The sequence below is a fragment of the Ottowia pentelensis genome (assembly GCF_964341695.1).
The window spans coordinates 13877-39045 of the sequence record NZ_OZ224513.1; the positions used below are offsets into that span (position 1 = coordinate 13877).

The following is a 25169-nucleotide window of genomic DNA, read 5'->3' on the forward strand; positions in this document are numbered from 1 at the left end:
CGCCGCGCCGACGCTGCGCGCGCCGGCTATATTGGCGCAATGACCTCCACCCTCGACACCTTCCCCATCACCCGCAAGTGGCCCGCGCGCCACCCCGATCGCCTGCAGCTGTATTCACTGACCACGCCCAACGGCGTCAAGGCCTCCATCGCGCTGGAGGAAACCGGCCTGCCTTACGAGGCGCACCGCGTCGCCTTCGACACGCAGGACCAGCTGTCGCCCGAGTTCCTCTCGCTCAACCCCAACAACAAGATCCCCGCCATCCTGGACCCCCACGGCCCGGGCGGCCGGCCGCTGGCGCTGTTCGAGTCCGGCGCCATCCTGGTCTACCTGGCCGACAAGACCGGCCAGCTGCTGCCCCAGGACCCGGCCGCGCGCTACCACGCGCTGCAGTGGCTGATGTGGCAGATGGGCGGCATCGGCCCCATGTTCGGCCAGGTCGGCTTCTTTCACAAATACGCCGGCAAGGACTATGAAGACAAGCGCCCGCTGCGCCGCTACGTCGACGAAAGCGTGCGCCTGCTGCAGGTGCTGGACGGCCACCTGAAGGGCCGCGCCTGGATGCTGGGCGAGGACTACAGCATTGCCGACATCGCCATCTTTCCGTGGGTGCGCAACCTGGTCGGCTGGTACGAGGCGGGCGAGCTGGTCGGCTTCGAGCGCTTTGCCCAGGTGCGGCGCGTGCTGGACGCCTTCGTCGCGCGGCCGGCGGTGCAGCGGGGGTTGAAGGTGCCGGCCTGAACAGGTTACAGCGACCCAATTATTCCTTCCACGCGACCACCTTCGGTGGCGCGTGAATTCAATGGCCAGCCGAACATACTTCTCCGACTTAGCCGCGCCTTAGCTATCGTATTCGCGTTCGCAGTCATATTCGGCTCGATTGGCGGCCTCGGCTGGGCGTTGTATTCACTTGGGAGTTACCTCTCCACCGTTCCCAAGGAAATCGGGGCCGCTCTGATTGCCGCAGTCACCACCGTTCTCGTCGCAACTCTCACTGTGACATTAGGAAAGTACTTCGAACGGCAAAAGGAGCTGGATGCGCTGCATCGCGACAAGAAGTTGGAGATATACGACCAGTTCCTTACGCAATTTTTCTCAGTGTGGTTCACCGAAGGAAAGGCCGCTGAAGGAGAACAGACTCCTGATATGGTTGCCTTTTTCCGAGACTTCACTGGCAAATTAGTTTTGTGGGGAGGCCCAGAAGTAGTGCAGGTATTCGCCGAGTGGAAAGAGCATCTTGCCGCCGGGAGGCCCGACGCCCAGAGCGTATTCCTAACGGAGAAGTTTTTGAACGCGATCCGAACGGATCTCCGGCATAGCAACAAGGGGCTTGCGCGTGGCTGGTTCGCTCGCCTCTTCCTTCGCGAAAGCAGGCTGTTCTTGGCGATGGCGGCCAAGAATCCGCATATGTCCCTTGAGACGCTAAGCGCAGCAGAAAAGTACCTTCAGGACGTTCGAGCGAAGGCAGATAGCTAAGCCGTCAAGAAAAGTGGGGGCAGATGAACATTTCCCGGCTTGAACGCGGACGGCCCCGACGCCCCCTCTGGCACGGGCGCGTATCATGGGCAAGCCGTTGGGAGAGTCCTCATGCCAGATCTCGTTGCCGAACTCGCTGGTCAAGCCCGCCGCCTGCCGGTCGAAGAGCGCTCGCGCCTCGTGGACCTGCTGCTGGAAACCTTGCACGAGTCGCCCATCGCCGAGGTCGAGGCCGCTTGGGCCAAGGAAATCGAACGTCGCGTTGCCGCGTACGAACGAGGCGAGGTTGAGACCTTCGACGCCGCAGACGTCTTTGCCGAGGCGCGCCACATAGCGCCGTGAAGCGGGCCCGCTTCACTCGGGAGGCTCGTGCGGAGTTCCTGGCACAGACGGCCTACTACGAAACGCTTCGCCATGGGCTTGGTGCGCGCTTTCGCGCCGAGATCGAGCAAGCCGCGCAACTCGCAGCCGCGTTTCCGCTTCACGGCAAGGCAGGCCCAGCGGGCACCAGGCGCCGCCTCGTCGCGGACTTTCCCTTCAAACTCGTCTACACAGAGACTGACTTCGGCATTCTGATTCATGCGGTAGCCGGCGACCATCAGCTTCCAGAATACTGGCTCCATCGCGTGCAGCGGAATGACGACTGACCCAACCCTTCGCTCGACTGGACACGCCACGAATGCAAGGGTTCGGGTGAACAATCCTTTCCTCGCTGGGTTACGCTGCGCTGACCCAGCCTACGAAATTTCAAGCCAAATCGGATCGCAGCCGGCGTGCATCAAGCGCAAGCAGCTATAAATTCAGCAGCATTCGGTGTCGCCAACGGCCGTTGAGCGATCGACACGGTCCCCCGCCCCGTCACACCCCCGTCACCCAGCCGTCACGCCCTTGTCACGGCGGCTTTCTAGCATTTCTCACGCGACCGGGCGGCCCCTGCCGCCTGGCACCGATCCGCGTCGTCACGCCTCGCGCAGGCGGGACGCGGCTTCATTCAACGCTCGAGAAACCCATGCACCACAACTTCACCCCCAATCGCCGCAAGACCTTGAAGATGTTCGCCGGCCTGCCGCTGCTGCCCGTGGGCGCCGGCGTGTCGGCCGCCGGCCTGCTGTCCGCCTGCGGCGGCGACGACACGCCCCTGGCGCCGTCCGCGCCGCCGGCGTTCAAGTCGGCCCGCTTCACGTCGATGGCCGCGCCCACGCTGGCCAATGCGGCGGCCATGGCCACCACCACGGTGGGCTCGGCGCTCGAGGTCACGTATGCGGACGGCTCGACCCAGACCTACACGCTGGCCTACCAGCCCTTCTTCATCACCGGCGACAGGGTCGCCGACGGCAAGGGTGGCAAGCTGCTGGCCGGCGGCTATTACGACATCCACAACCAGCCCATCATGGACACCAGCGTGGCCGGCGCCGAGCGCCACTTCTTCTCCGACTCGCCCGACGGCACCTCGCTGCTGACCGTGCCCAATGCCAAGGTCGACGGCGTGAAGGGCAAGCCCGTGTTCGCCGTGGTGCAGTTCGAATACACCACCTGGGCGCAGGACGGCAAGACCGACATGTACGGCAAGCTGCCCTCGCCGATTGCCGTGCTGACGCTGGACCAGGACTCCACCACCGGCAAGCTGAGCCTGGTGAAGTACCACAACGTGGACACCTCCAGGGTGCACGGCCTGTGGATCACCTGCGGCGCCAGCCTGTCGCCCTGGGGCACGCACCTGTCCAGCGAGGAGTACGAGCCCGATGCCTTCAGCATCGCCAGCAACACCATGTTCAAGGCCTACAGCCAGAACCTGTATGGCAACGAGAACACGGCCAAGGCCTACCACTACGGCCACATGCCCGAGGTGACGGTGAACCCCGACGGCACGGCCTCCATCAAGAAGCACTTCTGCATGGGCCGCATCTCGCACGAGCTGGTGCAGGTCATGCCCGACCAGCGCACCGCGCTGATGGGCGACGACGCCACCAACAGCGCCTACTTCGTCTTCGTGGCCGACAAGGAAAAGGATCTGTCGGCGGGCACGCTGTACGCCGCCAAGCTGGGCGCGGGCTTCTCCATCGACCCGGCCGCGGGCAGCGCCGCGCCTTTGAGCTGGATCAAGCTGGGCCATGCCAGCAGCGCCGAGATCGAGCAGCTGGCGGGCACCCTCCAGCCCGCCGACATCATGACCGTGGCCAAGGCCGACCCCAACGACGCCAGCTACACAAAGATCGTCGCCAACGGCCGGGCCGAGTGGATCAAGATCAACCCCGGCATGGAAAAGGCCGCCGCCTTCCTCGAAACCCACCGCTACGCCGCGTTCATGGGCGCCAGCATGGGCTTCTCCAAGATGGAGGGCACGACCGTGAACGCGGCCGACAAGGTGGCCTATTCGGCGCTGCAGAACTGCGAAAAATCCATGGTCACGGGCGACGCCGCCAACGTGCCGGGCAACGGCATCGCCATCCCCAAGGTGCTGAAGGCGGGCGTGGTGATGGCGCTGAACCTGCGCGGCGCTCAGAAGGACACGGCCGGTGCCGCCATCAACAGCGAATGGATGCCCGTGGACACCAAGGCCCTGCTGGCCGGCGAGGACATCGCCGCCGACGCGCTGGGCAACACGGCCAACCCCGCCAAGATGGCCAACCCCGACAACCTCAAGTTCTCGGAAAAGCTGCGCACCCTGTTCATCGGCGAGGACAGCAGCCAGCACGTGAACAACTTCCTGTGGGCCTACAACATCGACACCCGGCAGCTCTCACGCATCATGTCCATCCCCGCGGGCGGCGAATCGACCGGCCTGCACGCGGTGGACGAGATCAACGGCTGGACCTACATCATGAGCAACTTCCAGCACGCCGGCGACTGGGGCGGCATCCACAACGTGGTGAAGGACCAGCTGGATCCGCTGATCAAGGCCAACTACAAGGGCAAGTTCGGGGCGGCCGTGGGCTACCTGACGGGCAGCACAAAGCAGCCGGCGCTGTAGGCGGCTTTTTCAACTATCGATTGAATAGCTGCTCGCGCTTGCCCCGTGCCGGTTAGAGCCCGATTTGGCTAATAAATGCCGGCGCGCCCGTCAGCGCGGCGGCGTCGGCCCCAGCTCGATGCGCAGCGCATCGGGCAGCACGCGCAGCGTGGCGTGGGTCCAGCCCAGGTTGCGCGCCAGCGCCAGTTGCTCGGCGGGCACGCGGTACAGCACGAGGTTTTGCAGCAGCTGCTGGGCGATGCCGGGCGCGTACTGCTGCACCAGCGCCTGCTGCGCGGGCGGCAGCCGGTCGATGCTCAGGCGGTTGACCTGCACGTCGACCATGCGCACCACGCCTTCGGCCAGGTCGAAGCGCAGGCCGCAGTCCAAGTCCAGCGCGCCGGTGTGGCGCGTGCCGGCCAGGCGCTCGACCAAGGCCAAGTCGAACGCGGTGGCGATGCGGTTGGAGGCCGGCAGCAGGTTCAGGCGCGGCGAGGACAGCGTCAGCTCGGCCAGCCCGCCCAGCAGGCCGCGCGTGACCGGAAAGCTGTGCGCCAGCAACTCGTTCAGCCGCTGCCGCGACACGGTGTAGCCGGGCGCGCCGCTGCCGGCGGCGCAGGCGCCCAGGGTGGGCAGCAGGCCGCCCAGCGCGGCGGCGCCCAGCAGGCGCTGAAAGTGACGGCGCGTCGGGGCCGAGGCGGCGGGTGCCATCAGAACCCGAAGTTCAGGTCGACCATGGCGTCGACCACGATGCCCGAGCCGATGGACAGCAGCAGGATGTCGCCCGCGACCCGCACGTAGCGGTAGCCGGTCGGCGGCACGCCCAGCTGCACCACCACCGGCTGCGGCACGGCGTAATAGACGACGCCCGGCGGCAGGCGCTGGCCGACGTGCCACTTCTTGGCCTGCCCCGGCGGCAGGCAGCCGTTGTGCTTCTTGGCCAGGCCGGGCGGGCAGCGGCCGCTGCGGTACTGGTCGCCGTACCACTGGCGGGCATCGCGGCGCTGGCCGTCGTTGAAGTAGTGGCCGGGCTGCAGCACGACCACCGGCGGGCGCGCGTCACGCCGATCGCGGTGGTCGCGGCGGTCTCGGTGGTCGCGCTCGGCGCGCGGACGGCGCTCGTCCGCATGGCGGCGGCGCTCGCCTTGGTCGTTGCGGTCGCCGCGCGGTCCGCGGTCGGCGCGCGGTCCATGGTCGCCGCGCTGCTTCACCTGGCCGGGCGAGCCGTCGCGGCCCTTGCCGCCACCGGCCCATTCGGGCTTGTCGGCCCAGGCGGCGCCGGCGCCCAGGCTGGCGGCCAGCAGCACGGTCAGCGCCCGAGCGGCGATGGCGGAATGAATCGGCATGGGTTCTCCTTGCGTGAAACGGGGGTGGGCATGTCGCCAGTGGGCGGCCTCGGCGGGATGCCGGCCGACGCCGCTACGCCGGCACGCCGGCCAGAAACTGCTCCACCCACGTCGCCAGGATGACCGGCGTCTCGTCCATCGGATAGTGGCCGGCGTTGGCCAGCACCCGCAGCTGCGCGTTGGGGTAGTGCTGCATCCAGGTGGCGCGGCAGGCGGCCTCGCCCAGGGCGGGGTCGTGCTCGCCGGGCAGCACCAGCACGGGCAATTTCTGGCCCTGGATTTTGTCGACGAAGGCGGTCTTGGCCCACGACCCGAGGTAGCCGGCCACGGCCTCGTCGTCGGACTGCTGTTGCGTGCTGGCGGCCATGGCGTCGAGCCAGGTGCCGGTCAGGCGGCTGCCGGTGGTGAAGTCGATGATGGTGCGGCGCGCTTGCACGTCGTGGCCGGCGGCGGTGAAAAGTTGCCAGCCTTGCTCGTCGAAGGGCACGCCGGCGGCCGACACGGGCGTGATGGCGACCAGCGCGCGCACGCGCTCGGGCGCGGCCACCAGCACCTGCTGGATGGCGCTGCCGCCCATCGAATGGCCGATGAGTGAAAAGCGCCGCCAGCCCAGCTGGTCGGCCAGCGCCAGCGCGTCCTGCGCGATCTGCTCCACCGTGTAGGGCCCGCCCTGGCCACGCATGCCGCCATAGCCGCGCTGGTCCATGAAGGCGTAGCTGAAGTCGCGGCCGTTCAGGTGCCGGGTGAACGGCCCCCAGCCATGCGCGTGGCCGAACCAGCCGTGCAGCGCGATGAGCTTGTGCGCGCCGGCGCCGATGAGCAGGTGGGTGTTGGGCATGGGTGGTCTCCTATCGTCGGGGTGCAAGAGGGTGCGCCTGCATCATAGGCGGCACGCCCCTACAGCCAGGTCAGCGTGGCCCACACCACCAGCGGGATGGTGACCAGCGACAGCGCATTGCCCACCAGCACCACGCTGGCCACGGCCTTGGGGTCGACCTGGTACTGCTCGCACAGCAGGTAGTTGATCACGGCCGGCGGCAGCATGACCGACAGCGCCACCAGGCGCGACCACTCGGGCGTGAGCGGCAGCAGCCACAGCACCAGCGGCAGCGTGACCAGGCCGGCCAGCAGGTACAGGCCATTGACGCGCAGCGGCAGCGCCCACTGCTCGATGCGGTCGCGCGACATGCGCACGCCCAGCCCGAACAGCATGAGCGGAATGGCCAGCTGGCCGGCCAGCTCGGCCGTGGTGGTGACGAAGCCCGGAATGTATTGGCGCCAGGGCGCCAGCGCCACGCCCGCCACGGCGGCCCAGACATTGGGGTTGCGCAGCCACTGCCAGCGCCCGGCCGCGCGCGACAGCAGCATCAGCCCGAGCGAGAACTGCAGCAGGTTGGAGATGACGAACAGGATGACGATGTCGCCCAGCAATTGCTGGCCATAGGCCAGCATCATCAGCGGAATGCCCAGGTTGCCGGTGTTGCGGAACATGCCCGTCACCAGAAAGCCCGGCCGCGCCAGGCCGGGCCGGCGCACCAGCGCCAGCAGCAGGCCGGGCAGCACGATGATCCCCACGCCGGCGGCCACCAGCGGCCAGCTGTGCCGCAGGCTGACCGGATGCCCCAGCAGCGCCGAGAACACCAGCGCCGGGCAAAACACCATCACGTTGGCGTGATTGATGAAGCCCATGTCGGGCTCGCGCCGCTGGCGCCGGCCAAAGGCAAAGCCCAGCCCCGCCACGGCGAACACGGGCAGCACGATGTTGAGCAGGGTGAGCAGCATGGGGGCGGCGAATCAAGGGCAGGACGCCACCCCGCGCGCGGCTGCGAGTGGCAGCGCGGGGTGCGGTGATGGCGCCGCTCAGTGCGCGGCGGCCGCCAGCGCGTCGTTGAAGGTCTTGCTGGGGCGCATCACGGCCGCCGTCTTGGTCTCGTCGGTCTGGTAGTAGCCGCCGATGTCGGCGCCATGGCCCTGCACCGCCGCCAGTTCGCCGACGATCTTTTGCTCGTTGGCGGCCAGGGCGTCGGCCAGCGGCTTGAAGCGCGCGGCCAGCGCCGGGTCCTCGGTCTGCGCGGCCAGCGCCTGCGCCCAGTACAGCGCCAGGTAGAAGTGGCTGCCGCGGTTGTCCAGCTCGCCGGTCTTGCGGCGCGGGCTCTTGTCCTCGTCCAGCAGCTTGCCGGTGGCGGCGTCCAGCGTCTTGGCCAGCACGCCGGCCTGGGCGTTCTGGTTCTTGTGGCCCAGGTCTTCCAGGCTGACGGCCAGCGCCAGGAACTCGCCCAGCGAGTCCCAGCGCAGGTGGTTTTCTTCCACCAGCTGCTCGACGTGCTTGGGCGCCGAGCCGCCGGCACCCGTCTCGTACATGCCGCCGCCGGCCATCAGCGGCACGATGGACAGCATCTTGGCGCTGGTGCCCAGCTCCATGATGGGGAACAGGTCGGTCAGGTAGTCGCGCAGGATGTTGCCGGTGGCGCTGATGGTGTCCAGCCCGCGGATCACGCGCTCCAGCGTGTAGCGCATGGCGCGCACCTGGCTCATGATCTCGATCTGCAGGCCGTTGGTGTCGTGCTCGTGCAGGTACATCTTGACCTTGGTGATGAGCTGCGCCTCGTGCGGGCGGTACGGGTCGAGCCAGAAGACGACCGGCATGCCCGACTGGCGCGCGCGCGTGACGGCCAGCTTGACCCAGTCGCGGATCGGCGCGTCCTTCACCTGGCACATGCGCCAGATGTCGCCGGCCTCAACGTGCTGGCTCATCAGCACCTCGCCGGTGGCCAGGTCGGTGATGTTGGCCGTGCCGTCCTCGGGGATTTCGAAGGTCTTGTCGTGGCTGCCGTATTCCTCGGCCTGCTGGGCCATCAGGCCGACGTTGGGCACGGTGCCCATGGTCTTGGGGTCGAACGCGCCGTGCCACTTGCAGAAGTTGATCATCTCCTGGTAGATGCGGGCGAAGGTGCTCTCGGGCATCACGGCCTTGACGTCCTTCAGGCGGCCGTCGGCGCCGTACATCTTGCCGCCGTTGCGGATCATGGCCGGCATCGAGGCATCGACGATGACGTCGTTGGGCGAGTGGAAGTTGGTGATGCCCTTGCTGGAATCGACCATCGCCAGCTCGGGGCGGTGCTCGTGGCAGGCGTGGATGTCGGCCTTGATCTCGTCCTGCACGCTCTTGGGCAGCGCGGCGATCTTGTTGTAGAGGTCGACCATGCCGTTGTTGACGTTGACGCCCAGCTCGTCGAACAGCTTGGCGTGCTTGGCGAACGCCTCCTTGTAGAAGATGCGCACGCAGTGGCCGAACACGATGGGGTGGCTCACCTTCATCATGGTGGCCTTGACGTGCAGCGAGAACATCACGCCGGTCTTGCGCGCGTCCTCGATCTGCTGCTCATAAAAGGCCAGCAGCTTCTTCTTGCTCATGAACATGCTGTCGATCACCTCGCGGTCCTGCAGGGCGACCTTGGGCTTGAGCACGATGGTCTTGCCGCTTTGGGTGATCAGCTCCATCTTGACGTCGCGCGCCTTGTCCAGCGTCATCGACTTTTCGCCGCTGTAGAAGTCGCCGTCGAACATGTGCGAGACGTGCGAGCGCGAGGCCGGGCTCCACTCGGCCATGCTGTGCGGGTGCTTGCGCGCGTATTCCTTGACGGCGCGCGGCGCGCGGCGATCCGAGTTGCCCTCGCGCAGCACCGGGTTGACGGCCGAGCCGATGCACTTGTTGTAGCGCGCGCGGATGTCCTTTTCTTCGTCGGTGGCGGGGCTCTCGGGAAAGTCGGGCACCGCGTAGCCGTGCTCCTGCAGCTCCTTGATGGCGGCCTTGAGCTGCGCCACCGAGGCGCTGATGTTGGGCAGCTTGATGATGTTGGCCTCGGGCTTGAGCGTCAGCTTGCCCAGCTCGGCCAGGTTGTCGGGCACGCGCTGCTCGGGCTTCAGGCGCTCGGGAAACTGCCCCAGGATGCGCGCGGCCACCGAGATGTCGCTGGTTTGCACGTCGATGCCGGCCGCCCGTGCGAAGGTGCGCACGATGGGCAGGAAGGAGGCCGTGGCCAGCGCGGGCGCCTCGTCGGTCAGGGTGTAGATGATGGTGGACGGCGTGCTCATGCGCGAAAACTCCTGTGGGCTCGGATCGGGATGGGGTCGAGTGGGGGCCGGCCGGCTCGTGGCGGGCGGCGCGCGCGATCGCGCGTGCCGCCGCCGGCCCAGGGAGCGATGTTACGCGGTGTGCGGCAACCCCGCGGGGCCTATTGTTTTGATAGCTGTTGACGCAGGTCAGACAAGGGCCGGGGCCTCATTTTGTTGTAAAAATCGGTGTCGGATGACCGCGCGCCCGCTCACGCCTTGTCCGGCGGCGACACGCCCGGCCGGCCGATGCTGACGTAGCCCAGGCCGTGGCCGGCGACGACCGCCGGGTCGTACAGGTTGCGGCCATCGAAGATCATGCGGTCGCGCAGGCGTTGCGCGATCTGCTCGAAGTCCGGCACGCGGAAGATCTTCCACTCGGTGACGATGGCCAGCGCGTGCGCGCCCTGCAGGGCATCGGCGGGGCTCTCGCACAGGGTCAGGTCGGCTCGCTCGCCGAAGATGCGGCGGGCCTCGCCCATGGCGGCCGGGTCGTGCGCGCGCACCCGGGCGCCCGCGGCCCACAGGGCCTGCAGCAGGTAGCGGCTGGGCGCCTCGCGCATGTCGTCGGTCTCGGGCTTGAAGGCCAGGCCCCAGACGGCGATGGTCTTGCCTTGAAGGCTGCCGCCATAGTGGGCGACGATGCGCTCACCCAGCGTCTGGCGCTGGGCGTCGTTGCGCCGCTCCACGGCCAGCAGCAGCTCGGGCGTGAAACCGGTGGATTGCGCCGTGTGGATGAGGGCCTTCACATCCTTGGGAAAGCAGCTGCCGCCATAGCCTGCGCCGGGGTAGATGAAGCTGTAGCCGATGCGCGGGTCGCTGCCGATGCCGCGGCGCACGGCCTCGATGTCGGCGCCCAGGCGTTCGGCCAGGCCGGCGATTTCGTTGATGAAGCTGATCTTGGTGGCCAGCATGGCGTTGGCGGCGTACTTGGTCAGCTCGGCACTGCGCACGTCCATCATCACGATGCGGTCGTGATTGCGGTTGAAGGGGGCGTAGAGCTCGCGCAGCTGCGCCTCGGCGGCCGCGCTGGCGGTGCCGATGACGATGCGGTCGGGCCGCTTGCAGTCGGCCACGGCCGCGCCTTCCTTGAGGAATTCGGGGTTGGAGACGACCTCGAAGGCGATCTGCGCGCCGCGCCCGGCCAGCACCGTGCGCACCGTGTCGGCCACCTGGTCCGCGGTGCCCACCGGCACGGTGGACTTGTTGACGATGGTCTTGGGCGCGGCCATGTGCGTGGCGATGGTGCGCGCCACGGCCAGCACATGCTGCAGGTCGGCGCTGCCGTCCTCGTCGGGCGGCGTGCCCACGGCCAAAAAGAGCAGCCGGCCATGGGTGACGCCTTCCCTGGCGTCGGTGGTGAAGCGCAGGCGCCCAGCGGCCTGGTTGGCCTGCACCATGGGCTGCAGCCCGGGCTCGTGGATGGGGATCCGGCCCGCCTGCAGGGCCGCCACCTTGGCCGCATCCACGTCCACGCACAGCACGTCGTGGCCCACGTCGGCCAGCACCGCGCCCTGGACCAGGCCGACGTAGCCGGTGCCGAAGATGGTGACTTTCATGTCAATTGAACTGTGGAAGGTTTGAAAACGAACAGCCGAACGCAGAGAACGCAAAGGATTCGCAGAGGGCGCAGAAAAACAGCCAAAAAATGGTTTTTTCTGCGCCCTCTGCGTTCGGCTGTCCGGTATGGGTGGGCCTTGGATGGATCACGGCCCTGCATAAAACCCCCGGTACCAATCGACGAAGCGCGTCACGCCCTCGCCCACCGGCGTGGCGGGCGCAAAGCCGACCCAGGCCGCCAGCGCCAACGTGTCGGCGGCCGTGCTGTGCATGTCGCCGGGCTGGATCGGCAGCATGCGCTTGCGCGCCGTGATGCCCAGGGCCGACTCCAGCGCGCCGATGTAGTCCATCAGCAGCGTGGGCGCGCCGCCGCCGATGTTGAAGATGCGATAGGGCGCCGTGCCGGTGCCGGGGTTGGGCGCCTGCGGGTCGTAGTCGGCATCGGGCGTGGCGGGTTTGTCCAGCACGCGCAGCACGCCCTGCACGATGTCGTCGATGTAGGTGAAGTCGCGCACCAGCCGGCCCTGGCCGTAGACGTCGATGGTCTCGCCCGCCAGCATGGCGCGCGTGAACTTGAACAGCGCCATGTCCGGCCGGCCCCAGGGGCCGTAGACGGTGAAAAAGCGCAGGCCGGTGGTGGGGATGCCGTACAGGTGGGCGTAGCTGTGCGCCATCACCTCGCCCGCCTTCTTGGTGGCGGCGTAGTAGCTGATGGGGTGATCGACCGCGTCGCGCTCGCTGTAGGGCAGCTTGGCGTTGCCGCCGTACACGCTGGAGCTGCTGGCGAACACCAGGTGCGCCACCTGCTGCGTGCGGCAGCCCTGCAGGATGTTGGCAAAGCCCAGCAGGTTGGCGTCGGTGTAGTCGTCGGGGGCGTCGATGGAGTAGCGCACGCCCGCCTGCGCCGCCAGGTGCAGCACGCGCGTGGGGCGCACGCGCGCAAACAGCTCGGTCATGCCGGCGCGGTCGGCCACGTCCAGGTGCTCGAAGGCGAAGCCCGGGTGCGGCAGCAGCCGCTGCAGGCGCGCCTGCTTCAGGGCCACGTCGTAATAGGCGTTGAGGTTGTCGATGCCGACCACGCGCTCGCCCCGAGCCAGCAGGGCCTGCGCGCAGTGCATGCCGATGAAGCCGGCGCAGCCGGTGACCAGGATCATGGCGCTTTCCCCTGCGGCGGGTGCCAGACGAAGCGATAGTGCTCCGGCGCGCTGCCGGCGGGCACGTAGCGCCAGGGCAGCGCCAGCACACGCGGCGTGGCGCCGGCCGGCAGCACGGTCTGCGCCTCGTCCCACCAGTCGTCGGGCAGGCGGTCGTCGCGCGAGATCAGCAGCCAGCCCTGGCCGGCGGCGCGCGCATCGGCCGTTTCCTCGGCCACGCAAGCGGCCACCGGCTGCTCGTTGCCGTCGCAGTCGGTGGCCGGCGCGGCGGGAAAGCGCGTGCGCAGCGCGCCGGCCAGCATGTGGTCGGCGGCGATGATCGGGCTGCGGCCGTCGTAGCCCGCGGCGCGCAGGTCCTGGGTGAGCGCCCGGATCGGCTGGTTCAGCTCGCCCGGCCGGCCACGCAGCCCGGCCACCCAGGGGTAGGCGGCGGTGGCCAGAAAAAACAGCAGTGCCACGCCCAGCACGGCGCCGGTGAAGCGCCCGCCGCCGGGCGCCCCTTCCAGCTGCGGCCGCCACACGAAGGCGGCCAGCGGCAGCACGCAGAACACCGGCTGCATCCAGTGCTCCTTGAACTCCGTCACGCCGCCCAGCACCACCATGGCGACGAACGCCGCCAGCACCAGCACCAGGTAGCGCGCCAGCAGCGGCCGCGCCCAGGGCGCCGCCTGGGTTGGCGCCGCCACACCCGCCGGCGCACGCCGCAGCCAGGCGCCGCGAAACGCCCAGGCCGCCAGCAGGGCCCACAGCAGCAGGGTCTCCAGCAGGGTCAGCGCCAGCTCGCCCAGGCCGTCCAGCAGGCCGCCCTGGGACTGCAGCTCCATCTTGTCGGTGATGGCGCTCGCCGTCTCGTGCCAGTGATCGAATTGCCACAGCGCGTGCGGCGCCACCAGCACCGCCGCCACCACCACCGTGATGCACAGCCCGCGTGCCAGCAGCACCCGGCGCGTCGCCGGCACGCTGAGCGCCGCCGCGCCCAGCGCGGCGGCCACCAGCGCGTAGTTGTACTTGGACAGCAGGCCCAGCGCCAGCACCAGCCCCAGCAGCGCGTAGCGCGCCGGACGCGGCGCCTGCACCAGCCGGATCGCCACCCACCAGGTGGCGGCGGTGACGGCGGTGACCAGCACCGTGTGCGTCTGGTCGTGCAGCGAGGACCAGCCCAGCGGCGGCAGCATCACCATGCTGGCAGCGGCCCACCAGGCCGCGCGCGGCGGCAGCAGGGCGCGCGCGGCCAGGCCCATGAACAGGTAGGTCAGCGCCAGCAGCCCGTGCTTGAGCACCGCCAGCGACAGCAGGCTGGGCCCCAGCACGGCGTTGAGCCCCCACTGCAGCCAGGTGTAGAGCGGCGGCTGCATGCCGTAGCCCCAGGCCAGCTGCTGCGACCACAGCGTCTGTTCGGCCTCGTCCCAGCGCAGCGCGGGCGACAGCGCCAGCCGCAGCGCCACGTGCGCCGCCGCCCAGGCCAGCAGCCAGGGCAGCGGCCGGCGCATGACGGCCGGCAGCGCGCCGGCGGCAGGTGCAGGAAGCGGGGGCGAGGCGGTGGGCAAGGAAGACATGCGGGGCGCGGCACTGCGCGGCAGGCACAATGGCCGCTCGATTATCCGTGCACCCTTCGCGCCCCATGCCCCAGCCCCCCGCGCCCCCGCCCGACGTCTCCATCGTGGTGCCGATCTACAACGAGGTGGACAACCTGCCCGAGCTGGTGGAGCGCATCGCGCAGGCCATGGCCGGCCAGCCGCAGACCTTCGAGCTGCTGGCGGTGGACGACGGCTCCAGCGACGGCAGCCGCGCCCGGCTGCGCGAGCTGGCCGCCACGCGCGCCTGGCTGCGCCCGGTGTTCCTGGCGCGCAACTACGGCCAGTCGAGCGCGCTGCAGGCCGGCTTCGACCGCGTGCGCGGCCGCTACGTGGTGACGCTGGACGCCGACCTGCAGAACGAGCCGGGCGACATCCCGCTGCTGCTGCAGCGCCTGGAAAGCGACCCCGACGTCGACATGGTGAGCGGCTGGCGCAAGGACCGGCAGGACGCCGAGCTCTCGCGCAAGCTGCCGTCCCGCATCGCCAACCGGCTGATCTCCGGCGCCACCGGCGTGCACCTGCACGACTACGGCTGCGCGCTCAAGGCCTACCGGCGGCCCATCATCGACCGCATCCGCCTGTACGGCGAGCTGCACCGCTTCATCCCCTCGCTGGCGCGCGAGGCCGGCGCACGCATCGCCGAGGTGGCGGTGCGCCACCACGCGCGCACGCGCGGCGTGTCCAAGTACGGCATCGACCGCACCTTCCGCGTCATCCTGGACCTGATCCTGGTGGTGTTCTTCATGCGCTACCGCCAGCGCCCGCTGCACGCCTTCGGCGGGCTGGGGCTGTGGCTGGCGGCGCCGGGCGTGCTGATCCTGTTGTGGCTGTTCGGCCTCAAGCTGCTGGGGCACGACATCGGCGGGCGCCTGCTGCTGCTGGTGGGGGTGATGCTGCTGCTGATGGGCGTGCAGATGATTGCCGCCGGGCTGATCGGCGAGCTGCTGATGCGCATCTACCACGAGGCCGGCGGCGCGCCGCAGTTCCATGCCGAGGAATATGTGCCCGATCGAGCTCCAGCGCCCTTCAGTCAAGCGCCGGCAGCTTCTGAATCGATAGCGTGACACGAGCACGCCGGGCCCTTCTGCGCGGCCTGCTGGGCCTGGCGCTGCTGGGCGCCGTGCTGGCCCTGGCCGACCCCGCGCGCGTGCTGGCGCAGCTGCGCCAGGCGCAGCCCGGCTGGCTGGCGGCGGGGCTGGCGGCGGCCATCGCGTCCAACCTCGTCTCGGCCCTGCGCTGGCGCGCGCTGGCGCGCTGGCTGGGCGCCGAGCTGGGCGCGGGCGATGCCTGCCGCTGGTACTTCCAGGCCATGGGGCTGAACGCGCTGCTGCCGGGCGCCGTGGTGGGCGGCGACGTCTATCGCGCGGTGGTGCTGCGCCGCGCCGGGCACGACACCGCCGCCTCCAGCTGGTCGGTGGTGCTGGACCGCGTGAGCGGGCTGTGGATGCTGTGCGCCATCGGCGGCCTGGGGGCGGCGGCCTGCGCCGATGTGCTGGCGCCCTGGCTGCGGCTGCCGGCCGGCAGCTTCGCCGCGCTGGCGTTGACGGGCACGGCGCTGTGGCTGGCCCTGCCCTGGGGCCTGCCGCCGCTGCTGCGGCGCAGCCGGGCGGCGGGTGGCTGGCTGGCGCCGCTGCGCGCGGCGGCGCTGCGGCCCGACTTTGCGCGCCAATGGGCCTGGCAGGCCGCGGCCTCGGCCGTGGTGCAGGCGCTGTCGGCGGCGGCGCTGGCCGGCGGCGGGCTGGCGCTGGGCGTGACGCAGCCGGCCGCGGTGTGGGCCTGGGCCGTCGCGCCGGTGTTTTTGATGGCGGCGCTGCCGGTGAGCGTGGGCGGCTGGGGCACGCGCGAGGCCGCCGCCGTGGCCGCGCTGGCGCCCTTTGGCGTGGCGGCGCCGGCGGCCGTCGGCGTGGGCGTGATCTACGGCCTGTACGGCCTGGCGCAGGGCGCGCTGGGAGCGCTGGCGTTCGGGCTGCCGCGGCGGGAACCGGTGTCGGGAAACTGAGCTTCAAACAGCCGAACGCAGAGGACGCAAAGATTTCGCAGAGGGCGCAGAAGAATACAAAAAATTTGATTGAATCGCTCCATAGCCCTTGCGTGGCAAGCGCCAAAAGCTATCAAATTCATAGTTTCAATCTGATTTCTGTTCTGCGTCCTCTGCGATTTCTTTGCGTCCTCTGCGTTCGGTATTCGTAGTATTCAGGAGCTCGTTTTCAGCGTGCCGCGGCGAATCTGGTCGAGCTCCATGGTCTCGAACAAGGCCTTGAAGTTGCCCTCGCCGAAGCCCTCGTTGCCCTTGCGCTGGATGAACTCGAAGAAGATGGGGCCCAGCTGGTTCTCGCTGAAGATCTGCAGCAGCAGCTCGCCCTGCCGGCCGTCGACCAGGATGTTGCGCGACTGCAGCTCGCCGATCGGCTCCTTCAGGCCCGGGATGCGCTTGGGCAGCAGCTCGTAGTAGGTGTCGCTGGTGTCCAGCAGCTTGACGCCGGCCATGCCCAGCTGGTCGACCGCGTGGTAGATGTCCTTGCTGGCCAGCGCGATGTGCTGCACACCCTCGCCGTGGTACATGTCCAGGTACTCCTGAATCTGGCCCTTCTTGTCGTTGCCCTCTTCGTTGATCGGGATGCGGATCTTGCCGCAGGGGCTGGTCATGGCCTTGCTCTTGACGCCGGTGGCCTGGCCCTCGATGTCGAAGTAGCGCACCTCGCGGAAGTTGAACAGGCGCTCGTAAAAGCCCGCCCACTCGTCCATGCGGCCCTTGTGCACGTTGTGCGTCAGGTGGTCGATGACCGTCAGGCCGTAGCCCTCGGGGTGGATGGCGGCGGCGCCGTGCACGCCGGGCAGCGGCTCGAAGTCGACGTCGTAGAAGCCGATGTTGCCGATCTCGCCGTCCGTGGCGCCGTCCTTGCCGCGCCAGCGGTCGATGAAATAGATGATCGAGTCGCCGATGCCCTTGATGGCCGGGATGTTCAGCTCGCCCGGGTTGGCGTGGCCGGCGTAGCCCCAGGCGCCCAGGCCGATGGCGCGCTCGTAGGCGGCCTTGGCGTCGCGCACGCGAAAGGCGATGGCGCAGATGCTGGGCCCGTGCAGGCGCGCGAAGCGCTGGGCAAAGCTGTCGGGCTCGGCGTTGATGATGAAGTTGATCTCGCCCTGGCGGTACAGGGTGACGTTCTTGCGGCGGTGCTTGGCCACCGCCGTGAAGCCCATGCGCTCGAACAGCTCGCCCATGGCCTTGGGGTCGGGCGCGGCGTATTCGATGAACTCGAAGCCGTCGGTGCCCATGGGGTTGTCCCAGGGGGCGGGGGTGGATTGTTGCGCTGCGGTCATGGGGCTGTCTCCGTGGGATGCGGGCCAAGGCGGCCAATCCCTCACTGTAGGCCGGGCGGGGGGCGGATTTCCAGCGTTTGATGCGTCTCAAGAGCGCCCCGATGCACAGAACGGGTTTTGATCGGCCGCGCGATGCACGTTTTTTGCATGACATCGAAATTCAAGCCCGATATGGGATGACTGATGGGTCAATCAAGCCGTAAAATTGCGTCATCATGACGTCCAACGCACTCGACAAGCTCGACCGGGCCATTTTGCTGCGCCTGCAGGCCGACGGGCGCGCGCCCTGCGAGGCCATCGGCGAGCAGGTGGGCCTGTCGGCCAGCGCCGTGCTGCGGCGCGTGAAACGGCTGGAAGACAGCGGCGTGATCGAGCGCACCGTGGCCCTGCTGCGCCCCGAGGCCGTGGGCCTGGGCCTGGTGGCCTACGTCAACGTGCGGCTGGAAAAGCGCCAGGACCACGGCAAGCGCAACCCGATGGACGAGTTTCGCGCCAGCGTGCAGAACTGGCCCGAGGTGGTCGAGTGCGCGGCGCTGACGGGCGAGATGGACTTTCTGCTGCGCCTGGTGGTGCAGGACATGGGGGCGTATTCGCGCTTCATGATGGACACCCTGCTGCGCCACCCCGCCGTGCAGGACTGCAAGACCAGTTTCGTGATGGATCGGGTCAAATCCACCACGGCGCTGCCGATATAGGCCCACCCCCAGGCTCCACACGCTGCGCGTTGTTGCGCCTCCCCCCTTGAAGGGGGCGCACCCAGTGGCCAGGGAAACCCCGGCCACGGGTGCCGCTGGCCCGGCCTGCTCCGCGGCCTTTTGACCACAGACTTCACGGATCAACGGGTTCCGCTGCCTTTGGAGTGGCAACTCTAGGCCCGGGCCCTAACATGGGGTGCATGGAAACCACCGACCTCTCCCGCCCCGCAGACCCTGCGCTGGCCGCGAGCCCGACGGTCCATCCCGCCAAGCCCGCTTCGCCCTACGCCCAGGCCAGCACCATCGTGCCGATCCGCGAGATCGGCGTGCGCTACCGCGCGCGCATCACGCGCCACCTGCTCGAGCTGGACGAGCACGACCGCTACCTGCGCTTCGGCTACCCGGCCACCGACGAGCAGATCCGCAAGTACGTGGACGGCCTGAACTTCGAGCGCGACCAGGTGTTCGGCATCTTCAACCGCCGCCTGCAGATGATCGCCATGGCGCACCTGGCCTATCCCGGCGACATGGCGCAAGCCGGCTTTGCCGAGTTCGGCGTCTCGGTCGCCAAGCACACGCGCGGCCGCGGCTACGGCCGCCTGCTGTTCGAGCGCGCCGCCATCCACGCCGTCAACCACGGGGTGGACACGCTGTACATCCACGCGCTGAGCGAAAACACCGCCATGCTCAAGATCGCGCGCAACGCCGGCGCCGTGATCGAGCGCGCCGGCAGCGAGAGCGAGGCCTACCTGCGCCTGCCCGAAGCCACCTTCAAGACCCGCCTGGACCAGCTGCTGGCCGACCAGGTGGGCGAGGTGGACTACTGGATCAAGAGCGAAGCCGCCGCCCTGCGCGGCCTGCTGGCCACCGTGCAGGAAGTGCGCGACGGCGTGCGCGAGGGGCGGCACAAGAGCGGGAGCTGACGGCGGGCGGCGCCTGCTGGGTACGCTGTCGGCCGGGATGTGCGCCCGGCGGCGCACCTTCTTTCTTTTGCGTCGCCAAAAGAAAGAAGGCAAAGAAAAGGCGACCCCACTGGCCGCGTCCCTTCGCTGCGCTGCGGGCAACCTGCGATGCTCGCGCCTGGGGCGGTGCTGCGGAACTCGCTTCGTTCACTGCGTTCACTTCGCTCGAACAACCGCAGCAAGTCAGAACACGTTGCATGGGCATGCTGCGCTGCCCATGCCCGCCCCAGCCGCTGCGCTTCTCGGCACGGCCAGAGGGGACCCGAAGCCAACCCGGGCCATCGCTGCGCTCGGCCTCGCATCGAAGACCGGGGCCGAGCGCAGCGATGGCCCGTGTCCAAACCCCTGTGGCTGCGCCTGCGGCGCGGCGCTTGCGGGGTGGCGCGTGCACCGCAGGATGCACGCGCTTCGTGCTCTGGCTCGCCGCGGTTGTTTGAACGGAGCGCGTCAGCGCGCAGTGAGTTCTGCGGCGCACCCCGCAAGCGCCGTGACGCAGGTTTGCCCCGAAGCGAAGCGCAGGGGTCGCAGACTTGGGGTCGCCTTTCTTTGGTTCCTTTCTTTGGCGAGACAAAGAAAGGGACTGCGCCGCCGGGCGCACATCCCGGCCAGCCGACGCATGCAGAGCCGTCAGAACATCGAACAACAAGCGAACCCGCCCAACCCCGCGAGCGCCGGCCAACGCGACCGGAGTGACCCGCCCCCGCGCATCCGCTATCCTTGACGTCCCAAAAACCACCGCACGTCCTGCACCCCGCCACCTTGCCCGACCCCCACCCTGCGCGCCCCCATGAGCGCGAAGACAAGCGCAGCCTGCTGCGCAAGCTGATCGAGTTCATTCGCCCCGGGCCCGACTCCACCGACGAGCTGATCGAGACCCTGGCCGAGGCCGAGGACAAGTCGCTGATCGACGCCGAAAGCCGCGTCATGCTCGAAGGCGTGCTGCGCCTGTCGGGCCAGAGCGCGGGCGACGTGATGGTGGCCGCGCCGCGCATGGACCTGCTGGACATCGACGCACCCTACGACGAGCTGCTGCGCCAGGTGATCGTCACCGCGCACTCGCGCTTTCCGGTCTACCAGGGCGAGCGCGAGAACATCATCGGCATCCTGCTGGCCAAGGACCTGCTCAAGCTGCAGCGTGCGCCCGAACTGAACCTGCGCACGCTGCTGCGCCCGCCGGTGTTCATCCCCGAGAGCAAGGGCCTGAACGATTTGCTGCGCGAGTTCCGCGCCAACCGCAACCACCTGGCCATCGTGGTGGACGAGTTCGGCCGCACGGCCGGGCTGGTGACCATCGAGGACGTGCTGGAGGAGATCGTCGGCGAGATCGAGGACGAGTTCGACATCGAGGGCGACGCGGGCGACATCTTCGCCCTGCCCGACGACAGCTGGCGCGTGGCCGGCGACACGCCGCTGGAGCGCTTCAACGAATCCTTCGACGTGCACCTGGGGGTGGACCCGGACAGCGACCTGGACGTCGAGTTCGATACCATCGGCGGGCTGATCGCGCACGAGATGGGCCACGTGCCCAGCCGCGGCGAGCGCTTCAGCCTGGGCGGCATGGACTTCGTGGTGCTGCACACCAAGGGCGGCGCGGTGCGCTGGTACAAGGTCTCGCGCACGCCCACGGCCGTCGCCGCGTGATTGCCGCCCTGATCGCGCTGGCCGCCGGCGCGCTGCACGCGCTGGCGCTGGCCGACCCCTGGACCGGCCAGGCCCACGGCTGGCTGCAGGCGCTGGCCCTGGGGCTGCTGGTGGCGCTGCTGATGCCGGCGACGGACACCGGGCGCTGGCGGCGCGGCTTCGCACTGGCCTGGTTGTTCGCGCTGGCCTGGCTGGCCGGCACCTTCTGGTGGCTGTACATCTCGATGCACGTCTACGGCGGGCTGAACGCGGCGCTGGCGGTGGCGGCGGTGCTGGCGCTGGCGGGCCTGCTGGCGCTGTACTACGGCGTGGCGGGCGCATTGTTCGTGCGCTGGGCGCGGCACGCGCGGCCGGCGACGGCGGCGCTGCTGTTTGCCGCGCTGTGGACGCTGGCCGAGCTGGCGCGCGGGCGCTGGTTCACCGGCTTTCCCTGGGGCGCCGGCGGCTATGCGCACGTGGACGGCGCGCTGGCCACCTATGCCCGCTGGGTGGGGGTGTACGGCATCGGCTTTGCGGCCGCCTGGCTGGCGGCGCTGGTGGCGCTGGCCCTGGGGCGGCGCACGGCGCCCGCTGCGCGGCCGACACGCGGCGGCTTGGCTATTTCGGTCCTGCTGGCCGCCGCGCTGCTGGGCTGGGGGCTGGCCCGGCCCTGGCTGCCCGTGTCGCCACCGCCTGCCGGCCCGCGGCTGGAGGTGGCGCTGCTGCAGGGCAACATCCCGCAGGACGAAAAGTTCGTCCCCGGCACCGGCGTGGTCGATTCGCTGCGCTGGTACGGCGAGCAGCTGCAGGCCAACACCGCGCCGCTGGTGGTGGCACCCGAAACCGCCCTGCCGCTGCTGCCGCGCCAGCTGCCCGAGGGCTATTGGGCGGCGCTGCAGGCGCGCTATGCCCAGCCGGGCCAGGCGGCGCTGCTGGGCATGCCGCTGGGCGACCTGGAAACGGGCTACACCAACTCGGCCGTCGGCCTGGCGCCGGGCCAGGACGCGCCCTACCGCTACGACAAGCACCACCTGGTGCCCTTCGGCGAATTCATCCCGCCGCTGTTTCGCTGGTTCGTGCGGCTGATGAACATCCCGCTGGGCGACTTCACCCCCGGCGCGGTCAACCAGCCGTCCTTCGTCTTGCAGGGCCAGCTTCTCGCGCCCAACATCTGCTATGAAGACCTGTTCGGCGAGGAGCTGGCGGCGCGCTTTGCCGACCCGGCCGCCGCCCCCACGGCCTTCGTCAACCTGAGCAACATCGGCTGGTTCGGCGACACGGTGGCGATCGACCAGCACCTGGCCATCAGCCGCATGCGCGCGCTGGAGTTCGAGCGCCCGGTGCTGCGCGCCACCAACACCGGCGCCACCGCCATCATCGACGCGCAGGGACGCGTCACGCAGCAGCTGCCGCGCCTGACGCGTGGCGTGCTGCGCGGCGCCTTCGAGGGCGGCACCGGCATCACGCCCTACGCGGCCTGGGTGGCGCGCTGGGGCCTGGCGCCGCTGTGGGGCGCGGCGGTGCTGATCGTGCTGGCGGCGGCGACCGCCGGGCGGCGCGGGGATTGACGGCGCGCTGCCGCGCTGTCATATGGGCGCGGACAGCGCTCAGGCACAATTGACCCTCTATGGCTGAATCCTTTTCCTACGAGCAGCTGATCGCCTCGGGCGAAGGCCGCCTGTTCGGGCCCGATGCCGGGCGGCTGCCGCTGCCGCCCATGCTGATGTTCGACCGCATCACGCACATCGACGACAGCGGCGGCGCGCACGGCCTGGGCAAGATCGTGGCCGAGCTGGACGTCAACCCCGAGCTGTGGTTTTTCGCCTGCCACTTTCGCGGCGACCCGGTGATGCCCGGCTGCCTGGGGCTGGACGCCATGTGGCAGCTGATCGGCTTCTTTTTGACCTGGCTGCGCCTGCCCGGCCGCGGGCGCGCGCTGGGCGCGGGCGAGGTCAAGTTCACCGGCGAGGTGGGTCCCGACGTGAAGCGCGTGACCTACGAGATCGACATCAAGCGCGTGGTGCGCCGCAAGCTGAACATGGCCATCGGCGACGCCCGCCTGCTGGCCGACGGCAAGGAAATCTACGTCGCCAACGACTTGCGCGTGGGCCTGTTTCTGCGCGAGGGCGACAGCAAGGAAACGCCATGAACAAACGGCGCGTAGTCATCACCGGCGCGGGCATCGTCTCGTGCCTCGGCAACGATCTGGCAACGGTCGAGGACTCGCTGCGCCAGGGCCGCTCGGGCATCAAGGCAGCGCCCCAGTTCGCCGAGCTGGGCCTGCGCAGCCAGGTGGCCGGCGCGCCCGAGATCGACCTCGAGTCGCGCATCGACCGCAAGCAGCTGCGCTTCATGGGCGACGCGGCGGCCTACGCGCAGATCGCGCTGGAAGACGCGATCAAGCAGGCGGGCCTGGCGCCCGAGCAGATCAGCCACCCGCGCACCGGCCTCATCATGGGCTCGGGCGGCGGCTCGCCGGCCAACCAGATCGAGGCCGCCGACACGCTGCGCAGCAAGGGCATCCGCCGCGTCGGGCCCTACCAGGTGACGCGCTGCATGGGCTCCACGGTGTCGGCCAACCTGGCGACCAATTTCCGCATCAAGGGCATCAACTACTCCATCACCTCGGCCTGCTCCACCTCCGCGCACTGCATCGGCGCGGCGGCGCAGCAGATCGCCTGGGGCACGCAGGACGTGATGTTCGCCGGCGGCGGCGAGGAGCTGTCCTGGGGCCTGGCGCTGCTGTTCGACGGCATGGGCGCCATGTCCAGCAAGTACAACGCCACGCCCGACAAGGCCTCGCGCCCGTACGACGCGGGCCGCGACGGCTTCGTCATCGCCGGCGGCGGCGGCGCGCTGGTGCTGGAGAGCCTGGAGCACGCCCAGCAGCGCGGCGCCGCCATCCTGGCCGAGGTGGTGGGCTTCGGCATCTCCTCCGACGGCGAGGACATGGTGGCCCCGTCCGGCGAGGGCGCCGTGGCCTGCATGCGCCAGGCCATCGAGGGCCTGGCCGAGCCGATCGACTACATCAACACCCACGGCACCTCCACCCCGGTGGGCGACGTGCCCGAGCTGCACGCCATCCGCAAGGTGTTCGGCGCCCGCATCCCGCCGTTTTCCAGCACCAAGTCGCTGGCCGGCCACTCGCAGGGCGCCACCGGCGTGCAGGAGGCCATCTTCAGCCTGATCATGCTGATGAAGGGCTTCATCGCCGGCTCGGCCAACGTCGAGACGCCCGACCCCGCCGTCGGCGACATGCCGCTGGTGACCCAGGCGCGCGCGGCCACGCTGCGCCAGGTGCTGTCCAACAGCTTCGGCTTTGGCGGCACCAACGCCTGCCTGGTGCTGCGGCACTGGGGCTGAAAACTACAAAATTGATAGCTTTTCGCGCTTGATCGGCAAGCGCTGGAGGCCTATTTGACTGCCATCGCTAAAATACCGGGTTGGTCTCGACCCGGTCTCCCCTTGCCATGCTCACCTTCCAGCAGATCATTCTTCAGCTCCAGCAATACTGGGACGCGCAGGGCTGCGCGCTGCTGCAGCCCTACGACATGGAGGTCGGCGCCGGCACCTCGCACACCGCCACCTTTTTGCGCGCCATCGGCCCCGAGCCCTGGAAGGCCGCCTACGTGCAGCCCAGCCGCCGCCCCAAGGACGGCCGCTATGGCGACAACCCCAACCGGCTGCAGCATTACTACCAGTACCAGGTAGTGCTCAAGCCCGCGCCCGACAACATCCTGGAGCTGTACCTGGGCAGCCTCGAAGCCCTGGGGTTCGACCTGAAGAAAAACGACATCCGCTTCGTCGAGGACGACTGGGAGAACCCCACGCTGGGCGCCTGGGGCCTGGGCTGGGAGGTGTGGCTCAACGGCATGGAGGTGACGCAGTTCACCTACTTCCAGCAGGTCGGCGGCATCGACTGCCGGCCCGCCACCGGCGAGATCACCTACGGCCTGGAGCGCCTGGCGATGTACCTGCAGGGCGTGGACAACGTCTACAAGCTGGTGTGGACCGAGGCCGCCGACGGCAGCCGCCTCACTTACGGCGACGTCTACCACCAGAACGAGGTCGAGCAGTCTACCTACAACTTCGAGCACAGCGACGCCGCCTTCCTGTTCACCGCCTTCGACGCCCATGAGAAGCAGGCCAAGCACCTGATCGAGCAGCAGCTGGCGCTGCCCGCGTATGAGCAAGTGCTGAAGGCCGCGCACAGCTTCAACCTGCTGGACGCGCGCGGTGCCATCAGCGTGACCGAGCGCGCCGCCTACATCGGCCGCATCCGCAACCTGGCGCGCGCCGTGGCCGCCAGCTACTACGACAGCCGCGAGCGCCTGGGCTTTCCGCTGGCGCCGCGCGAGTGGGTGGCGCAGATCGAGAAGAAGGCCGCGTGAGGGA

At 69.1% G+C, this 25169-nt stretch carries 23 protein-coding genes; 14 read left to right on the top strand and 9 right to left on the bottom strand.

The window, feature by feature from the left end:
• Positions 1–39: 39 nt before the first annotated feature.
• From ACWHMB_RS00065 to ACWHMB_RS00085, 5 genes are all read left to right on the top strand, one after another.
• Complete coding sequence (locus ACWHMB_RS00065; protein ID WP_377484560.1) at positions 40–741, top strand: glutathione S-transferase N-terminal domain-containing protein; 702 nt, start codon at positions 40–42, stop codon at positions 739–741.
• Between the two features lie 45 nt (positions 742–786).
• Positions 787–1476 (top strand): hypothetical protein, encoded by a 690-nt coding sequence (locus ACWHMB_RS00070; protein ID WP_377484558.1) that lies wholly within the window; start codon positions 787–789, stop codon positions 1474–1476.
• 111 nt (positions 1477–1587) lie between these two features.
• Complete coding sequence (locus ACWHMB_RS00075; protein WP_293222360.1) at positions 1588–1818, top strand: addiction module protein; 231 nt, start codon at positions 1588–1590, stop codon at positions 1816–1818.
• Positions 1815–2123 (top strand): type II toxin-antitoxin system RelE/ParE family toxin, encoded by a 309-nt coding sequence (locus ACWHMB_RS00080; protein ID WP_377484556.1) that lies wholly within the window; start codon positions 1815–1817, stop codon positions 2121–2123. Before ACWHMB_RS00075 ends, ACWHMB_RS00080 begins: the two co-directional genes overlap by 4 nt.
• 362 nt (positions 2124–2485) lie before the next feature.
• Positions 2486–4447, top strand: coding sequence for a PhoX family protein (locus tag ACWHMB_RS00085; protein ID WP_377484555.1), 1962 nt, complete (start codon positions 2486–2488; stop codon positions 4445–4447).
• Between the two features lie 90 nt (positions 4448–4537).
• Here ACWHMB_RS00085 and ACWHMB_RS00090 read toward each other — a convergent pair whose 3' ends face one another.
• From ACWHMB_RS00090 to ACWHMB_RS00125, 8 genes are all read right to left on the bottom strand, one after another.
• A complete protein-coding gene (locus ACWHMB_RS00090) occupies positions 4538–5137 on the bottom strand; it encodes a hypothetical protein (RefSeq protein WP_377484553.1) in 600 nt (199 codons plus the stop codon).
• A complete protein-coding gene (locus ACWHMB_RS00095; protein ID WP_377484551.1) occupies positions 5137–5772 on the bottom strand; it encodes a hypothetical protein in 636 nt (211 codons plus the stop codon). Before ACWHMB_RS00095 ends, ACWHMB_RS00090 begins: the two co-directional genes overlap by 1 nt.
• Positions 5773–5845: 73 nt before the next feature.
• A complete protein-coding gene (locus ACWHMB_RS00100) occupies positions 5846–6610 on the bottom strand; it encodes an alpha/beta fold hydrolase (protein ID WP_377484549.1) in 765 nt (254 codons plus the stop codon).
• A gap of 59 nt (positions 6611–6669) precedes the next feature.
• A complete protein-coding gene (locus ACWHMB_RS00105) occupies positions 6670–7554 on the bottom strand; it encodes an AEC family transporter (protein ID WP_377484547.1) in 885 nt (294 codons plus the stop codon).
• Between the two features lie 78 nt (positions 7555–7632).
• Complete coding sequence (locus tag ACWHMB_RS00110; RefSeq protein ID WP_377484545.1) at positions 7633–9867, bottom strand: NADP-dependent isocitrate dehydrogenase; 2235 nt, start codon at positions 9865–9867, stop codon at positions 7633–7635.
• Between the two features lie 230 nt (positions 9868–10097).
• A complete protein-coding gene (locus tag ACWHMB_RS00115) occupies positions 10098–11444 on the bottom strand; it encodes a UDP-glucose dehydrogenase family protein (RefSeq protein WP_377484543.1) in 1347 nt (448 codons plus the stop codon).
• A gap of 147 nt (positions 11445–11591) precedes the next feature.
• On the bottom strand, positions 11592–12599 hold the full coding sequence (locus ACWHMB_RS00120; RefSeq protein WP_447648402.1) for an NAD-dependent epimerase/dehydratase family protein: 1008 nt from the start codon (positions 12597–12599) through the stop codon (positions 11592–11594).
• Entirely contained in the window at positions 12596–14155 is a 1560-nt protein-coding gene (locus ACWHMB_RS00125; protein WP_377484539.1) for an ArnT family glycosyltransferase, read from the bottom strand. Before ACWHMB_RS00125 ends, ACWHMB_RS00120 begins: the two co-directional genes overlap by 4 nt.
• A 65-nt stretch (positions 14156–14220) precedes the next feature.
• On the opposite strand from ACWHMB_RS00125, the gene ACWHMB_RS00130 reads away from it, so the two are divergent.
• Both ACWHMB_RS00130 and ACWHMB_RS00135 read left to right on the top strand, forming a co-directional pair.
• Entirely contained in the window at positions 14221–15240 is a 1020-nt protein-coding gene (locus ACWHMB_RS00130) for a glycosyltransferase family 2 protein (protein WP_377484537.1), read from the top strand.
• Entirely contained in the window at positions 15237–16175 is a 939-nt protein-coding gene (locus ACWHMB_RS00135; protein WP_377484535.1) for a lysylphosphatidylglycerol synthase transmembrane domain-containing protein, read from the top strand. The genes ACWHMB_RS00130 and ACWHMB_RS00135 overlap by 4 nt, the downstream gene beginning before the upstream one ends.
• Before the next feature lie 194 nt (positions 16176–16369).
• Here ACWHMB_RS00135 and hppD read toward each other — a convergent pair whose 3' ends face one another.
• Positions 16370–17497, bottom strand: coding sequence for a 4-hydroxyphenylpyruvate dioxygenase (gene hppD, locus ACWHMB_RS00140; RefSeq protein WP_377484533.1), 1128 nt, complete (start codon positions 17495–17497; stop codon positions 16370–16372).
• A gap of 215 nt (positions 17498–17712) precedes the next feature.
• Between hppD and ACWHMB_RS00145 the strand changes: the two genes are divergently transcribed.
• The 7 genes from ACWHMB_RS00145 (at position 17713) to glyQ (ending at position 25165) form a co-directional block, all read left to right on the top strand.
• On the top strand, positions 17713–18192 hold the full coding sequence (locus ACWHMB_RS00145; RefSeq protein ID WP_293221591.1) for an Lrp/AsnC family transcriptional regulator: 480 nt from the start codon (positions 17713–17715) through the stop codon (positions 18190–18192).
• Positions 18193–18392: 200 nt separating this feature from the next.
• Complete coding sequence (locus tag ACWHMB_RS00150) at positions 18393–19115, top strand: GNAT family N-acetyltransferase (protein ID WP_377484531.1); 723 nt, start codon at positions 18393–18395, stop codon at positions 19113–19115.
• 798 nt (positions 19116–19913) lie between these two features.
• A complete protein-coding gene (locus tag ACWHMB_RS00155) occupies positions 19914–20795 on the top strand; it encodes an HlyC/CorC family transporter (protein WP_377484529.1) in 882 nt (293 codons plus the stop codon).
• Positions 20792–22342 carry an apolipoprotein N-acyltransferase gene (gene lnt / locus ACWHMB_RS00160; protein ID WP_377484527.1) on the top strand — a complete coding sequence of 517 codons (1551 nt, stop codon included), beginning with the start codon at positions 20792–20794 and terminating at the stop codon, positions 22340–22342. Before ACWHMB_RS00155 ends, lnt begins: the two co-directional genes overlap by 4 nt.
• Before the next feature lie 59 nt (positions 22343–22401).
• Positions 22402–22923: a 3-hydroxyacyl-[acyl-carrier-protein] dehydratase FabA gene (gene fabA, locus ACWHMB_RS00165; RefSeq protein WP_377484525.1), complete on the top strand. Its 522-nt coding sequence runs from the start codon at positions 22402–22404 to the stop codon at positions 22921–22923.
• Positions 22920–24137 (top strand): beta-ketoacyl-ACP synthase I, encoded by a 1218-nt coding sequence (fabB, locus tag ACWHMB_RS00170; protein WP_377484523.1) that lies wholly within the window; start codon positions 22920–22922, stop codon positions 24135–24137. Before fabA ends, fabB begins: the two co-directional genes overlap by 4 nt.
• 107 nt (positions 24138–24244) lie before the next feature.
• A complete protein-coding gene (gene glyQ / locus ACWHMB_RS00175; RefSeq protein ID WP_377484521.1) occupies positions 24245–25165 on the top strand; it encodes a glycine--tRNA ligase subunit alpha in 921 nt (306 codons plus the stop codon).
• Positions 25166–25169: the final 4 nt, after the last annotated feature.